12 protein-coding genes are annotated in these 14890 nt (G+C 63.2%); 4 read left to right on the top strand and 8 right to left on the bottom strand.

The annotated features are described in order from the left end of the window. The first annotated feature begins 122 nt into the window (after positions 1–122). From G471_RS17800 to katG, 3 genes are all read left to right on the top strand, one after another. Entirely contained in the window at positions 123–1433 is a 1311-nt protein-coding gene (locus G471_RS17800; RefSeq protein WP_157272548.1) for an ABC transporter substrate-binding protein, read from the top strand. Next, positions 1430–3814 (top strand): ATP-binding protein, encoded by a 2385-nt coding sequence (locus G471_RS18440; protein WP_051295500.1) that lies wholly within the window; start codon positions 1430–1432, stop codon positions 3812–3814. The genes G471_RS17800 and G471_RS18440 overlap by 4 nt, the downstream gene beginning before the upstream one ends. 109 nt (positions 3815–3923) lie before the next feature. Next, positions 3924–6098, top strand: coding sequence for a catalase/peroxidase HPI (gene katG / locus G471_RS0114025; protein ID WP_028995892.1), 2175 nt, complete (start codon positions 3924–3926; stop codon positions 6096–6098). A 64-nt stretch (positions 6099–6162) separates the two neighbouring features. Here katG and G471_RS0114020 read toward each other — a convergent pair whose 3' ends face one another. Genes G471_RS0114020 through G471_RS0114005 form a run of 4 tightly spaced genes read right to left on the bottom strand, consistent with a single transcriptional unit; the run spans position 6163 to position 9711 of the window. Further along, positions 6163–6735, bottom strand: a complete 573-nt coding sequence (locus G471_RS0114020; RefSeq protein WP_028995891.1) for a glutathione peroxidase — start codon at positions 6733–6735, stop codon at positions 6163–6165. Positions 6736–6778: 43 nt separating this feature from the next. After that, on the bottom strand, positions 6779–7498 hold the full coding sequence (locus G471_RS0114015; protein ID WP_028995890.1) for a phosphoadenylyl-sulfate reductase: 720 nt from the start codon (positions 7496–7498) through the stop codon (positions 6779–6781). Between the two features lie 14 nt (positions 7499–7512). Then, a complete protein-coding gene (locus tag G471_RS0114010; protein ID WP_028995889.1) occupies positions 7513–8025 on the bottom strand; it encodes a DUF934 domain-containing protein in 513 nt (170 codons plus the stop codon). Then, positions 8026–9711, bottom strand: a complete 1686-nt coding sequence (locus G471_RS0114005; RefSeq protein WP_028995888.1) for a nitrite/sulfite reductase — start codon at positions 9709–9711, stop codon at positions 8026–8028. It lies immediately after the preceding gene. Positions 9712–9835: 124 nt separating this feature from the next. Between G471_RS0114005 and G471_RS0114000 the strand changes: the two genes are divergently transcribed. Further along, positions 9836–10777, top strand: a complete 942-nt coding sequence (locus G471_RS0114000) for a CysB family HTH-type transcriptional regulator (protein ID WP_028995887.1) — start codon at positions 9836–9838, stop codon at positions 10775–10777. Between the two features lie 21 nt (positions 10778–10798). Here the strand turns inward: G471_RS0114000 and G471_RS17790 are convergent, their stop codons facing one another. The 4 genes from G471_RS17790 to G471_RS0113980 all read right to left on the bottom strand — a co-directional run bounded on the left by G471_RS17790 (position 10799) and on the right by G471_RS0113980 (position 14890). Beyond that, positions 10799–11674: a M48 family metalloprotease gene (locus tag G471_RS17790; protein WP_051295499.1), complete on the bottom strand. Its 876-nt coding sequence runs from the start codon at positions 11672–11674 to the stop codon at positions 10799–10801. Between the two features lie 18 nt (positions 11675–11692). Continuing rightward, positions 11693–12187, bottom strand: a complete 495-nt coding sequence (locus G471_RS0113990; protein ID WP_028995886.1) for an SH3 domain-containing protein — start codon at positions 12185–12187, stop codon at positions 11693–11695. Continuing rightward, on the bottom strand, positions 12184–13950 hold the full coding sequence (locus tag G471_RS0113985) for an adenylate/guanylate cyclase domain-containing protein (protein ID WP_051295498.1): 1767 nt from the start codon (positions 13948–13950) through the stop codon (positions 12184–12186). Before G471_RS0113985 ends, G471_RS0113990 begins: the two co-directional genes overlap by 4 nt. Positions 13951–14104: 154 nt before the next feature. After that, positions 14105–14890, bottom strand: coding sequence for a peptidylprolyl isomerase (locus tag G471_RS0113980; protein ID WP_028995884.1), 786 nt, complete (start codon positions 14888–14890; stop codon positions 14105–14107).

Below are 14890 nucleotides of genomic sequence, written 5' to 3'. Positions count from 1 at the left end.
GCGTTGTGACGCTGATTTTATGGCGCCTAGACTACCATTTTGTTGCGGCGCAGCAAAGGTGCCCGCGAATTCTTCCGGGCTTCATGGCATGCTATCTCCTGACGATTTGCAAGATATTCGGCATGCATACCCTGTTTTCGCGTATTTCCAAGCTTTCCTGGCTGCTCGTGCTCGGCTTTGTGGCCGCTTGCGATAACCCGGGCGACAAGGCCCTCGAGGCGCCGCGTAGCAGTGTTTCCTTCCTGCACTATTTCACCGACTCGCTGAGTGGCGGGGTCGATGAAATGGCCCGGACTTTCGACAGCCGTAGCCATTTGTACGCCTTGAAAGCGGTCTCGCTCGATCACGAAGCATTCAAGACCAGCATCCAGGACACGCTGAAAGCCGGCAATCCCCCCGATCTCTACTCCTACTGGGCAGGTGCGCGAACCGCGTCGCTGGTCGAACATCTGGCGCCGATCGACGACGTCTGGCAGCAGGCGCAACTCGATGAACGCTTCTCGCCGGCGCTGATCGATGCCGCGGTCGAGTATCAGGGGCACAAGTATTTCCTGCCCCTGACCCAGCATTTCATCGGTTTTTTCTACAACAAGCGCCTGTTTGCAGCGCATGGCCTGCAAGCGCCGGCCAACTGGGATGAGTTCCTGGTCGTGTGCGAAACCCTGAAGGCCGCCGGAGTGACGCCGATTGCGCTGGGGGCACGGGATAAATGGCCGGCCCAGTTCTGGTTCGACTACCTGCTGCTACGCACCGCACCCCACGAATTCCGCCAGGCCTTGATGGCCGGCCAGGCCAGTTTCGACGACCCGCGGGTCCGCGCGGTTTTTGTGCGCTGGAAAAACCTGATCGACAAAGGGTATTTCAACCGCGAACCGCACCCCAACAACCTGGCCTGGGACAGTGGGGCCAACGAGATGCTGTTCCGGGGCGAAGCCGCGATGACCCTGATGGGCACCTGGAGCATCGGCTACTTCACCAATCCGGCGCATGGCTGGGTGGCCGGCAAGGATTTCGATTTCTTCCCCTTCCCGGTCATCGACCCGACATTGCCGAAGGTGGCGATGGGGCCGATTGACGGCCTGATTCTGCCCAAGCGGGCGGCCAATCCTGCCGGGGCGCGCCAGGTGATGATCTATCTAGCTGGTGTCGAAGCGCAGCGGGCCTTCAGTCAGGGCTCGGGGGCGCTGGCGCCCAACCGGCTGGTGCCGGAAGCCGCCTACAGCGACATCCAGCGCCGGGTCCGCAATGAAATTCAGGATAGCCCGATCTTCACCTTCGCTTTCGATCTGGCGGCACCGCCGGCGGTGGCAGAAGCGGGACTGAACGCCTTCGCCGATTTTCTGGCCTTTCCCGATGAGTATCCGCAGATCGTCCGGGAACTGAGCAACGAGACCCGGCAGCGATTCGCCGGACGAGGGAAAGATCTCCCGTGAAACTCACCCGTACACCCGGCTTCCGGCAAAAGATCAATCTCAGCTTTGCCGTCCTCATCCTGCTGGTGGCGATCAATGCCATGGTCGGGGTATATACCGCGTATTTCATCGCCGGCCAGGTCAGGTTGCAGGAGGGGGTGGCTAGCCTGATGGACGACATGCTGCGCATTCGCGATGCCACCGATCAGTTTGTCCGCCAGCATTCCCGTCATGCCGAGAATGAAACCTTTGCCGCACTCGACAGCGTCCGCCAGCGGGTGGCGACGATGCCGGACAGCAGCGAGCGTTTCGCAGCCATCCTGCCGCTGATCGACGATTACCGTCTGCAGTTCCAGAAATACGTGGTCGAGCGCGATCGCCGGGCAGCGCTGGAGAGCCGGGTGCGCGAGCTGGGGCGACGGATGCAGGCGGCCCTTGCCGATTCCCGTATCCGTCAGGATGTCGCCTTCGATCGACAGGGCTTTGACGATGTTCTCCGGTTGGTGCTCAGCCTGCAGTGGTACGGGCAGCAACCCGAGCTGGCCGCGCCGACGGTCGCGGGCGGAACGCTGGCGGACATCCACCAGGCGCTGGAGCGATTGCGCTCTTCGGCCCCCGGGCGGCAAGCCGACCGTGAAGCACAGCGCCAGCTTTACCGCATGCTGCAGGACGCCAGCGACTACGTGAACAGTTTTGAAAGTTACCTCGGCTACCGCAGCCTGACGGCAGAAAGCGAACATCGCCTGGCCGAAACGGCCTCCCGGCTGCACGCCATTGCGCTGCAGGTCAGCGAGGATACGCGGGTCGAGATCCAGCGGCTGATTCCGACCTCGATCGGGCTGATGGTGCTGGTTTTCCTGGTCATGCTGGTGGCGGCGGGCGTACTGGCCACCAGTCTGCGCCGTTCCATCCTGCAGCCGATTCTCAGCCTGATCGGGACGGCGCGCTCGATCACCCACGGCAACCTGCATGAACGGGCCGCGCTGACGGTCAAGGATGAAATCGGCGAACTGGCGGCATCGTTCAACCAGATGACTGACAGCCTGCGCAGTGCGCGTGAGGAACTCGAGCAGCGGGTGGACGAGCGGACCCGGCAGCTGGCCGACACCAATGCCCGCCTGCAGGACGAAATTGCCGTACGGACCGCCTCGCAGGCGGCGCTTGGCGAGTATCAGGTGCATCTGGAACAGATGGTTGCCGAACGCACCCGCGAACTGCAGACCGCCAAGGACATGGCCGAGTCGGCCAATCGCGCCAAGAGCATCTTCCTGGCCAACATGAGCCACGAATTGCGCACGCCGATGAACGGCATCATGGGCATGATCGCGCTGGCGCAAAAACACCTGGTCGATGCCAAGCCCCTGGATCTTCTGGACAAGGCGCAACGCTCGGCACAACGGCTGCTCGGTGTGCTCAACGACATTCTCGACCTGTCCAAGATCGAGGCCGAACGTTTGTCGCTGGAATGCGCGCCGTTCCGGCTCGACGTGGTGCTCGACAACCTGTCGGCCTTGTTTGCCCACAAGGCCGAGGAAAAGGGCTTGCTGCTCCGTTTCGATGTTGCCCCGGCACTGGCCGGCCAGCGCTTCATGGGTGATCCGCTGCGTCTGGAGCAGATCCTGATCAACCTGCTCGGCAATGCCATCAAATTCACCGAACGCGGCGAGGTTACGCTGCGCATCACCGCCGGCGCGCAAACCGGCGTCGGCCGCTCACTGCGCTTTGCTGTCAGCGATACGGGAATCGGTATTTCCGCCGAAGAACGCGCCCGCATCTTCTCCGCCTTCGAACAGGCCGATGGCTCGATGACCCGCCGCTACGGCGGCACCGGTCTGGGCCTGGCGATCTGCCGCCGACTGGTCAGCCTGATGCACGGCGAGATCGGTGTCGACAGCGAACCCGGTCAGGGCAGCGTTTTCTGGTTCACCGTCTGCCTGCCCGAAGCCGCCGCGAGCGCCGACGAGGCAACGGCGGTGGAGCTTGCCGACGAGTTTTCCGAGATGGCCTTGCGCCAGCGCTTCACCGGCAGCGACATCCTGGTGGTCGAGGACGAGCCGATCAATCAGGAGGTGATCCGCGAACTGCTTGCCGGTGCCGGGCTGAACGTCGACCTGGCGACGGACGGTCTGCAGGCAGTGACGATGGCGGCGGAAAAGTCTTACGCCCTGATCCTGATGGACATGCAGATGCCCAATCTCGACGGTCCCGGGGCAACCCGGGCGATCCGCGCCGGCCAGGGGGCGAGCCGGCAGGCGCCGATCGTCGCCATGACCGCCAATGTTTTCGAGGAAGATCGCCGTCTGTGCCGTGAAGCCGGCATGGACGACCATCTTGGCAAGCCCGTCGTGCCACGGCTGCTGTTCGACAAGGTGCTGCACTGGTTGTCCGCCGGCAGCGCATAGCCGCACCCTATGAATGCAATCGGTCAATACAATTGGCCGGGGGCGACCATCTCTCCTAGTATGACTTCGTTGCTTCAACGAACCCGCGACTACACAAGGAGAGAGAGCCATGGAAAACCAACATCCGAAATCCACCGGTCAATGCCCGGTCATGCACGGCGCCGCCAGCTCGGTGTCCACCAACAACATGGCATGGTGGCCCAAGGCACTGAGCCTGGATATCCTGCACCAGCACGACAGCAAGACCAACCCGCTGGGCGCCGACTTCAATTACCGCGAGGAAGTGAAGAAGCTCGACGTCGAGGCGCTGAAGGCCGATCTCAAGGCGCTGATGACCGACAGCCAGCCTTGGTGGCCGGCCGACTGGGGCCACTACGGCGGCCTGATGATCCGCATGGCCTGGCACTCGGCCGGCACCTACCGCATCGCCGACGGCCGTGGCGGTGGCGGCACCGGCAACCAGCGTTTCGCGCCGCTCAACTCCTGGCCCGACAACGCCAACCTCGACAAGGCCCGCCGCCTGCTGTGGCCGATCAAGAAGAAGTACGGCAACAAGATCAGCTGGGCCGACCTGATGATTCTCGCCGGCAACATGGCTTACGAGTCGATGGGCCTGAAGACCTTCGGCTTCGCCTTCGGTCGCGAGGACATCTGGCATCCGGAAAAGGACATCTACTGGGGTTCGGAAAAGGAATGGCTGGCCCCGACCGGTAGTGCCAACAGCCGCTACTCTGGCGAACGCGACCTGGAAAACCCGCTCGCTGCGGTGATGATGGGCCTGATCTACGTCAATCCGGAAGGCGTGGACGGCAAACCCGACCCGCTGAAGACGGCGCAGGACATGCGCGTCACCTTCGCCCGCATGGCGATGAACGACGAGGAAACGGTGGCCCTGACTGCCGGCGGCCACACCGTCGGCAAGGCGCACGGTAACGGCAGCGCCGCCAATCTCGGCCCGGCGCCGGAAGCGGCCGACCTCGAAGAGCAGGGCATGGGCTGGAACAACCACAGCAGCCGCGGCATCGGCCGCGACACCGTGACCAGCGGCATCGAAGGCGCGTGGACGACGCACCCGACGCAATGGGATAACGGCTACTTCGAACTGCTGTTCAAGTACGACTGGTGGCTGCAGAAGTCGCCGGCCGGCGCCTACCAGTGGGAACCGATCAACATCGCCGAGGAAGATATGCCGGTCGACGTCGAAGACCCGAGCATCCGTTGCAAGCCGATGATGACCGACGCCGACATGGCGCTCAAGTTCGACCCCGAGTACCGCAAGATCGCCGAGCGCTTCCGTGCCGACCCCGCTTATTTCTCGGAAACCTTTGCCCGTGCCTGGTTCAAGCTGACCCACCGCGACATGGGGCCGAAAGCGCGCTACATCGGCCCGGACGTGCCGGCTGAAGACCTCATCTGGCAGGACCCGGTGCCGGCTGGCAACGGCGACTACGACGTCGCGGCAGTCAAGGCGAAGATCGCGGCCAGCGGCCTGTCGGTCGGCGACCTGGTGGCGACCGCCTGGGACAGCGCCCGCACCTTCCGCGGTTCGGACAAGCGTGGCGGCGCCAACGGTGCCCGCATCCGCCTGGCCCCGCAGAAAGACTGGGAAGGCAATGAGCCGGCCCGCCTGGCCAAGGTGCTGGCCGTGCTCGAAGGCATTGCTGCCCAGACCGGTGCCAGCGTCGCCGACGTGATCGTCCTCGCCGGCAACGTCGGGGTCGAGCAGGCAGCGAAAGCCGCCGGGGTCGACGTGATCGTGCCCTTCGCCCCGGGCCGTGGCGACGCGACGCCGGAAATGACCGACGTCGAATCCTTCGCCGTGCTCGAACCGGTGGCCGACGGCTTCCGCAACTGGTTGAAGAAGGATTACGTGGTCAGCGCCGAGGAAATGCTGCTCGACCGTGCCCAGTTGCTCGGCCTGACCGCCAACGAAATGACGGTCCTGGTCGGCGGCATGCGCATGCTCGGCACCAACCACGGCGGCAGCCGCCACGGTGTCTTCACCGACCGCGTCGGCGTGCTCAGCAACGACTTCTTCGTCAATTTGACCGACATGGCCTACACCTGGAAGCCGACCGGCCGCAACAGCTACGCCATCGTCGACCGCCAGAGCGGCGCGACCAAATGGACGGCCACCCGCGTCGATCTGGTGTTCGGCTCCAACTCGATCCTGCGTGCCTACGCCGAGGTGTACGCCCAGGACGACAACAAGGAAAAGTTCGTCCGTGACTTCGTCGCCGCCTGGACCAAGGTCATGAACGCCGACCGCTTCGATCTGGCCTGATCCGCCACATCCGCCCGACCAGCCACGCCGGAGACAGTTCCGGCGTGGCTTTTCCATCTCTTGCTTATCTGCCCGGCTGGGTCAGGAACTGATCGATCTTTTTGCGCAGGCTGCTGCTGTCGGGCGAGGTCAGGCTGGTGTAGGCGACGATCTGGCTGCCATCGCGGTTGATCAGGTACTTGTGGAAGTTCCATTTCGGGGTGCTGCCGGTGCGTTCGGCCAGTTGGCGGTAGAAGCCGTTGGCCTGCGGTCCCTTGACCACGGTCTTGGCGACCATCGGGAACTCGACGCCGTAGGTCATCCGGCAGAAGTCGGCGATCTGCTGGTTACTGCCCGGCTCCTGTTCGCCGAAGTCGTTGGACGGAAAACCGAGCACGACCAGGCCGCGATCCTTCAGTTCGGCGTAGAGTTTCTCCAGGCCTTCGTACTGCGAGGTGAAGGCGCACTTGCTGGCCGTGTTGACGACTAGGATGACCTTGCCGGCGTACTGGCAGAGCGGCATCGGCGAGCCATCCTGAAGATTGGCGAACTGGTGGTTGAGCAAGCCCGGACAGGCCGGTTGTGCCTGCGCCAGCGGCAGGCCGAGGAGGGCCAGGAGGCTCGATAAACCCAGTCGGCGTAACCACTTCGTTTTCATTGCAGCGTCCTTTCTCGTTGAGGTTCAGCCGCTTTGACAGCGATTACGCCTTTACGTGCAGTCCACACTCCTTGGATTCCGGTGCTTCCCACCACCATCTGCCGGCGCGGATGTCTTCGCCGAGGGAGACGGCGCGAGTGCAGGGGGCGCAGCCGATGCTGGGGTAGAACTTGTCGTGCAGGGCGTTGTAGGGCACGGCGTTCTGCTTGATGTAGGTCCAGACTTCCTTCTCGCTCCAGGCGGCGAGCGGGTTGAATTTTTCCAGGCCGTTGCCTTCGTCGTATTCCTGCGTCGCCAGCTGGCCACGGGTGGCCGCCTGTTCGGCGCGCATGCCGGTGATCCAGGCGCGCTTGCCGGCCAGGGCGCGGCGCAGCGGTTCGACCTTGCGTGCGTAGCAGCAGGCCTTCCTGAGCGTGACCGAGTCGTAGAAGGCGTTGATGCCGTGCTGCCTGACATAGCTTTCGACTTCCTCGGCCTGCGGGAAGTAGAGCTTCAATTTCAGCCCGTAGTGCCGGTCGACCGCCGCCATCAGGTCGTAGGTTTCGGCCGGCAGACGACCGGTGTCGAGGCTGAAGATCTCGATCGGCAGCTTGGCCTTGACGATCAGGTCGGTGAGGACCATGTCTTCGGCGCCGAGGCTGTTGGCGAAGGCGGCCGGTGACCACGCGCCGGCGATGTCGGCGAGCAGCGCGCGCGCGGCGTCGGCCTTGGCGGCGGTGCTGGCGGCGAGTTCGGGGGTGATGTTGAGCAGGGCTGGCGTCATGGCTGGCTGGGCTTTCAGGCGGAGCGGCGGCGGAAGTGCGGATCGGGCTGGTCGGTTGATGCCTGGTAGGTTTCGGAGAACGGGGCAAAGCCCTTGCCGATGGCGTAGATGGCGTCCTTGCCGTCCTTCAGCGCGTAGCTGTCGAAGCCGACGCGTTTCATGAAAAAGAGCTGGTCGTGCAGCACGTCGCCGACGGCGCGCAGCTCACCCTGGTAATGATAGCGCTGGCGCAACAGGGCGGCGGTCGAGTAGCCGCGACCGTCGACGAACTTCGGGAAATGTACGGCGACGACGACGAAGTATTCGAGGTCGGCGGCAATGTCCTCGACCTTGTCGTCAGGCAGCAGCAGGAGGCCGATGCGCTTGTGGCAGGAGACGATCTCGTTCCTGCGCGCGCGCCACACGGCGAGCGGGAAGATGACATCGCCGGTCGGCAGGGCGACGGTTTCCGGGGTTTCGCCTTCGGCCAGCGTCAGTGTCGTCCAGGTGTCGGCAGTGACATTGCCTTGTTTGATCAGTTGTGCCATTTATGCGGCCTCCTTCTGCTTGGCCTTGCCGTGGGCGCGGCCTTCGTAGACGCGGTTCTTGAACGGGTCGATGCCGATCCGGTCGAAGGTGTCGATGAAATGCTCGTCGGGGTGCCGGTTTTCCAGATACACCTTGATGATCTTCTCGACCACGTCGGGCATCTCGTCGGCTGAGAACGACGGGCCGATGACCTTGCCGAGCTTGGCGTCGTTGCCCTGGCGACCGCCGAGCGTGACCTGATAGAACTCGGCGTCGTTCTTGTCCACGCCGAGCACGCCGATATGGCCGACGTGGTGGTGGCCGCAGGCGTTCATGCAGCCGGAGATGTTGAGGTCGATGTCGCCGATCTCGAACAGGTAGTCGAGGTCGTCGAAGCGCTGCTGGATGGCGGTGGCGATCGGGATCGACTTGGCGTTGGCGAGGTCGCAGAAATCGCCGCCGGGGCAGCAGATCATGCTGGTCAACAGGCCGATGTTCGGTGTCGCCAGGCCGGCCGCCTTGGCCACGCGCCAGACCTCGGCCAGATCGGCGAGGCGGACGTCGGCGAGGATGATGTTCTGTTCGTGGCTGATGCGCAGTTCGCCGAAGCTGTAGCGGTCGGCGAGGTCGGCGACGACTTCCATCTGGTCGGACGTGATGTCGCCCGGCGCGACGCCGTGCGGCTTGAGCGACAGCGTCACTGCCGCGTAGCCGGGCACCTTGTGCGGTTGCGTGTTGCGCTCGACCCAGCGGGCGAAGGCTTTCTCCTCAGCGATTTTTGCCTGGTAGGCGGCATCGACGGTGGTGATCGTCTCGTAGGCCGGGGCGCCGAAATGCGCGGCGACACGGTCGTACTCGGCCTGGGTGATGGTCGCCGGGCCGTCCTTGCTGTGCGCCCATTCGGCTTCGACCAGCTTGCCGAATTCCTCGACGCCGAGCGCCTGCACCAGGATTTTGATGCGCGCCTTGTAGGCGTTGTCACGGCGGCCGAAGCGGTTATAGACGCGGAGGATTGCCTCGCAGTAGCTGAGGATGTGCTGCCAGGGCAGGAACTCGCGCACCACCTGGCCGCGGATCGGCGTGCGACCGAGGCCGCCGCCGACGATCACGGTGAAGCCGGTGACGCCGTCGACCACCTTGAGATGCAGGCCGATGTCGTGGAACCAGGTGACCGCGCGGTCTTCCTCGGTGCCGGAAATGGCGATCTTGAACTTGCGCGGCAGGAAGGCGAATTCCGGGTGGAAGGTGGTCCACTGGCGGAGGATTTCGGCCAGCGGGCGCGGGTCGATGATCTCGTCGGCGGCGACGCCGGCGAACTGGTCGGTGGTGATGTTGCGCAGGCAGTTGCCCGAGGTCTGGATGGCGTGCAGGTCGACCTCGGCCAGCTCGGCCAGGATGTCGGGCACGTCGGTCAGCTGCGGCCAGTTCAGTTGCAGGTTGTGGCGGGTGGTGAAGTGGCCGTAGCCGCGGTCGTACTTGCGGGCGACGTGGGCGAGTTTGCGCAGTTGCGCCGAATTGAGCATGCCGTAAGGCACGGCGATGCGGAACATCGGTGCGTGGCGCTGGATGTAGAGGCCGTTCTGCAGGCGCAACGGGCGGAATTCGTCGTCGGTCAGCTCGCCGGCCTGCCAGCGGCGGACCTGGTCACGGAACTGCTCGACCCGGTCAAGGATCAGCTGGCGGTCGATGGCGTCGTATTGGTACATGCGTTTCCTCTGCGGGCCGCGCGCAAGTGCGGCAATGATTCGAGGAGCGCATCGTAACCGGCGAGCATTGAATCAAAAAGAATATTGCGTTAGATTGTTATCGTATTTTGTTATTAAGCCATTCATGAAACTTCAGCAACTGCGCTACATCGTCGAGATTGAACGCCAGGGACTCAACGTCTCCGAGGCGGCCGAAGTGCTATTCACCTCGCAGCCGGGCGTGTCCAAGCAGATCAAGCTGCTTGAGGACGAGCTCGGCATCGCCATCTTCGAGCGCAGCGGCAAGCGCTTCACCGGCGTCACCGAACCGGGCAGGGTGGTCATCGACATCGCCCGCCGCATCCTGCGCGAGGCGGAAAACCTCAAGCGCGCCAGCGCCGAATTTTCCAGCGGCGATTCCGGCAAGCTGGTGCTGGCGGCAACGCACACGCAGGCGCGCTACGCGCTGCCGACCGTGGTCCGAGATTTCGTGGCCCGTCACCCCAATGTGAAGCTGGAGATGCACCAGGGCAATCCGCTACAGATCGCCGACTGGGTAGCCTCCGGCGAGGCCGATATCGGCATCGCCACCGAATCGCTTGACCAGCACCCGCAGCTCGTTTCTTTTCCGGTCCAGCAATGGACGCATTGCGTGATCGCACCGGCGGGACATCCGATCCTGAGCAGCCAGCCGCTGGCCCTGCAGGAACTGGCACGCTGGCCGCTGATCACCTATGACGCGGCCTTTACCGGCCGCTCGCGGATCAATCGCGCCTTCGAGCGCCTGGAAATCGAACCGAACATCGCTCTGACCGCACTCGATGCCGATGTGATCAAGACCTATGTCAGCCTGGGGCTGGGTTTGGGAATCATCGCCAAACTGGCTTTCGATCCTCAGCGTGATGTCGGATTGGTGGCGATCGATGCCGGCCACCTGTTCGAGTCCAATACGACGCGGCTGGCGGTGCGCCGAGGTAGTTATTTACGCCGTTTCGACTACGACTTCATCGAGCTGTTTGCGCCGCATCTCAACAAGCGTGTCATCGAGATGACCCTGCAGGGGGGCGGCGAGGCTTGGCAGCTATAAGGCTGCGGGCTGAAGGACGAATCAGGACTTCGGGTCGGGTAACTGGACTGCCTTGCGCTTGATTCGCAGGAAGGCGGTATTGTTGATCTTGTCAGTCTCGTAGGCGGCAAGGCGTTCGCCCATGGCCTTGCCGAGTTGTTGCAGACGGTCCTGCGGCGATGGGTGGGTTGAGAACAACAAATCGAAGCCGTTGCTGTTGGCGTTCTGAGCATAAAGGTTGAGTACGCGGGGCAGGCCGTAGGGGTCGTAACCGGCGCGAGTGGCGTATACGACACCGAGACGATCGGCTTCGTATTCGTCACCTTTGTCGAGACCGGAGGCGTAGAGGTTCTGGACAATGTTGGCGAGCGGTCCGGCCAGGATGTCGGCGTTCTTGACCCCGCCCTTCTGTGCTGTCGTGACGGCCACATTGGCCAGGGCGTTGGTTGTGTCCTTCTTGCGGACAGCGACGAGATAATGGCGTTTGATGACGTGGGCAATTTCATGTGCAACGACGCCGGCCAGTTCGGACTCGTCATTCAGCGTACGCAGCAGGCCCTTGGTGACGAAGACATAACCGTCCGGGGCGGCGAAGGCATTGACGTTGCTGCTGTTGATCACGCCAAACCGCCAGTTGATGTCGTTGCGTCCGGTTTGACGCGCGATCCAGCCGCCGAGCTGGTTGATGTACTGCATGGTCTCGCGGTCGGCAATCAAAGGTGCCGCACCAAGCAGGGTGGCAGCAGAGAGCTGGCCGATCTGGGCCTCTTCGGCCGGGGTGTAGTCCGGGCGGCTTAGTGTGGTGGCAACGTTGCTGATCGCCTGCACCTGGTTCTCATCGATGCCGGCACGGCGCAACTGTTCGGTACAGCCGCTGGCAAGCAGCAAGCCGGAAAGAGCAATGATCAGGGTTTTCAAGGTCTTTGCCTCCGGATGTCAGGGGTTCAGTTCCGCGATTTCGCGGGCTGTCAGTTTGCGGCTGGTGGCGAAACGGTTGATGTCGGCCGGGCGTGCCCGGAAGCCATCCAGCTTGGCGACCTCTCTCAGATTTGGTTGGGCTTTGGCCAGATCTTCCTTGGACAGTCCCTTGACGCCGGTTGTGGCAGCCCCTTGGGTCGTGCCAGTGCGAACAACGTTGCCGAGCGTGGCGAGGGCATTGCCATCGCCGCTGGCTGCAGCAATGCGAACATTCAGCAGGCGGACCCAGCCGGTCTTGCCGTCAGCGGTTCTGATCTTGGACCAGCCGCCCTTTCCTTCAAGCACGGTCAGTGGGGTGTCGGCAGTCAGATTGCCCAGATTGGCAGCATCGACGAAGGCGTCCGCCTTCAGTTCGGCCGCACGAATCAAGGTGCCGGGGGTGGCCAGGGCACTGCCCGCCAGCAGCATGCTGCCGAGGGCCAGGATCAGTTGACGGAAGGCGGGTCGAATCATGGGTGCTCCCGGGGTTCGAACAGACGGACGGGTTGGTGACGGCCTTTGACGATGTACTCGCCATGGTCGACGAAGGCAAATACATTATCACAGGCATCACGGGTTGCTTGTGAAACAAGAATGCGGGCGACACCCTTGGTCTGTCCTTCGATACGGCTGGCGAGATTGACTGTGTCGCCGATGGCTGTGTAATCGAGACGTTGTCTGGCACCGAGAAAGCCGACTACCGCAGGGCCGGTGTGCACGCCGATGCCGATGTCGAAATCCTTGCCTGCATCGCCGAGTTCCTGGCGGAACCGCTCAAGTCCTCGGGCCATGGCCAGCGCAGCACGAACCGCTTTGACCGCATGCTCTGGGTCTTCCAGTGGCGCGTTCCAGAAGGCCATGATCGCATCGCCAATGAATTTGTCGAGGGTGCCGTCGTGTTCGAAAATTGCGGCTACCTGAAGGTCGAAATACTGGTTGAGCAGACGGACGATTTCTTCCGGCGGTCGGTTTTCCGAAATTGTGGTGAAACCGCGGATATCCGAGAAAAGAACGCTGATTTCCCGGCTGGTACTGGCTTCGGCCTCGGCCAGGCGGCCTTCGTCGGTGAGCGAACGGACGATATTGGGGTCAAGGAAGCGGGAGAACATCTGAACTGCGAGGTCGCGTTGACGACGTTCCCGAAGGTAGGATGCCGTGGCGGCCAGGGCAAAGGTGAGCCAGATGGCCAGCAGTGCCGAGAATGGCGTCCATTGGATGTTCAGGGGAAGCAGCAGCCAGGCCGTGGTAACGATGATCGCTGTGGTAAGTGTGAGGGTGCCGGCTATGGCCAGCGGGTTGGGTCGTCGCGTGAAAGCCAGGCCGACACCGATCATGCCGGCCAGTCCGAAGATCAGGTTCCAGGGATGGTTGGCCGGACGCAGCCAGTCATCGTTGCGAAGGTTGGCGACGGCGGTGGCGAGGATTTCCGGGCCTGGGGTGGTGGCCCCCAGGGGGGTTGGACGAAGGTCGTGCAGGCCGGGAGCGGCTGCACCGATGATGATGATCTTGTCGGTGAGGTCCGGCGGCTTGCCATCACTGCGCTGCGCGGCGAGGAAGATTTCCCGGTACGAATAATGGGTGAATGGACGTCCATACCAGTTCAGCGTGATGGCATCGCGGGTCGGGATCGCCCAGCCGGCCTGTTCGCCGATTCGGCGCGGCAATGAGGGCAGTGTCCAGCCGCGGTGGGGGTAGTCGATCCAGTAGCGCCGTCCAATCTGATCATCGTCGGCGAGGAAGTTGATCAGACCAGTGTTCCAGGCAGCTGGGTCGATCGCTTTCGGCGCGATCAACGGAAGTGCTGCATCCGGTTCGGCATGATTGCCGGGCCTTGCCCCCAGTCCTGGCGGCAGATTGGCCAAAGGGGTTGCCAGGCCGTCGGCGGCGACAACCAAGGGCAACAGGACTCGGTGCTTGGCGATCGCCTGGGCAAGTACCGCGTCGCTACCCGGTCGAAAGAGGTCGGGTTCACTGAAAATCAGGTCGAAAGCAATGACCGCTGGCTTGCCGCCGGCGATGAAATCGACCAATTCGCCGTGGGTTGCCCGGGGCCACGGCCAGTTACCTGCCAGTTCGAGCATTTCCGGATCGTCGAGGCTGGCCTGGTCAATGTCGATGAGGACAATGTCAGGAGGCGGGGGGCGCTGGCGGGCATGCTGGCGCAAAAGGACGTCGCCCAGGCGGGCGTCGAGGTCGGCAAAAAGGGCAAAGTGGTCGCCCAGTGCGAAGACCAGCAATAGCAGGACAAACAGTGCGTGGGCTAGCCAATGCCGAGGCTTTCCCGCGACATGCGCGGCGGTACCCGAAGGCGCCCGAGTAGGACGGGTAGGCAAAGCGGAGGCTCCGTATGACAAAGGCCCGCCGGGGGGGCGGGCCTTTCCTGTGCGGGGCTTAGTTGACCTTGGCCTTGCTGCGCAGGTCGTTGATCAGTTTGTCCACCTGCATCTGGCCGGCACGCTGCTGCAGCTGCGGCTTGACCTGTTCGAACGGCGGCGGGGTCAGGGCGCGGCTGTCGTCGAGCTGGATGATGTGGAAACCAAAGTCGGTGCGCACCGGGGTCTTGGTGTACTCACCCTTCTTCAGCTTGGGCAGGGCCTCGGCGAACGGCGGCACGTAGGCGTTCGGGGCGCTCCAGTCGAGCTCGCCACCCTTGTCCTTGGAACCGGGGTCAAGCGACTGCTTGGCCAGGGCGGCAAACTTCTCGCCCTTGTCGAGCTTGGCGATGATGGCCTTGGCGTCGTCTTCCTTTTCGACCAGGATATGGCGGGCCTTGTATTCGGTATTGCCGAGTGAGGTCTTGATCAGGTCGTATTCGGCCTTCAACTGGGCGTCGCTGATCGGGTTGCTGCGCACGTAGTCGGCGAGGAAGGCGCGGATCAGCACGGCCTGGCGTGCCAGTTCGATCTGGCCCTGGATCTCGGGTTTCTTGTCGAGGCCCTTCTTCTTGGCTTCCTGGGAGAGCAGTTCGCGGCGAACCAGTTCTTCCTTGACGGCGTTCTTCAGTTCTTCGGAGTCGGGCGCGCCCTGGGCCTTCTGTTCGGCCATGAAGGCATTGAATACCGATTGCGGGATGGCCTGGCCGTTAACCGTGGCGAAAGGCTTGCCCTGGGCCAGGGCCGGGGCGGAAATGAGGCTGCCGGCCAGCATCAGCGCGGCCAGGGAGGTCAGTTTGAACAT

This window comes from Azonexus hydrophilus DSM 23864, assembly GCF_000429605.1.
GTDB classification, from domain to species: domain Bacteria; phylum Pseudomonadota; class Gammaproteobacteria; order Burkholderiales; family Rhodocyclaceae; genus Azonexus; species Azonexus hydrophilus.
The sequence above is the reverse complement of the archived record's forward strand: the minus strand, read 5'-3'. Positions and strand labels throughout refer to the sequence as shown.

What these genes read in the sequence shown, in the direction of transcription:
- G471_RS17800 (WP_157272548.1), top strand. Translation starts at nt 123, where the DNA reads ATGCATACCCTGTTTTCGCGTATTTCCAAGCTTTCCTGGCTGCTCGTG.
- katG (WP_028995892.1), top strand. Translation starts at nt 3,924, where the DNA reads ATGGAAAACCAACATCCGAAATCCACCGGTCAATGCCCGGTCATGCAC.
- G471_RS0114020 (WP_028995891.1), bottom strand. Translation starts at nt 6,735, where the DNA reads ATGAAAACGAAGTGGTTACGCCGACTGGGTTTATCGAGCCTCCTGGCC.
- G471_RS0114015 (WP_028995890.1), bottom strand. Translation starts at nt 7,498, where the DNA reads ATGACGCCAGCCCTGCTCAACATCACCCCCGAACTCGCCGCCAGCACC.
- G471_RS0114010 (WP_028995889.1), bottom strand. Translation starts at nt 8,025, where the DNA reads ATGGCACAACTGATCAAACAAGGCAATGTCACTGCCGACACCTGGACG.
- G471_RS0114005 (WP_028995888.1), bottom strand. Translation starts at nt 9,711, where the DNA reads ATGTACCAATACGACGCCATCGACCGCCAGCTGATCCTTGACCGGGTC.
- G471_RS0114000 (WP_028995887.1), top strand. Translation starts at nt 9,836, where the DNA reads ATGAAACTTCAGCAACTGCGCTACATCGTCGAGATTGAACGCCAGGGA.
- G471_RS0113990 (WP_028995886.1), bottom strand. Translation starts at nt 12,187, where the DNA reads ATGATTCGACCCGCCTTCCGTCAACTGATCCTGGCCCTCGGCAGCATG.
- G471_RS0113980 (WP_028995884.1), bottom strand. Translation starts at nt 14,890, where the DNA reads ATGTTCAAACTGACCTCCCTGGCCGCGCTGATGCTGGCCGGCAGCCTC.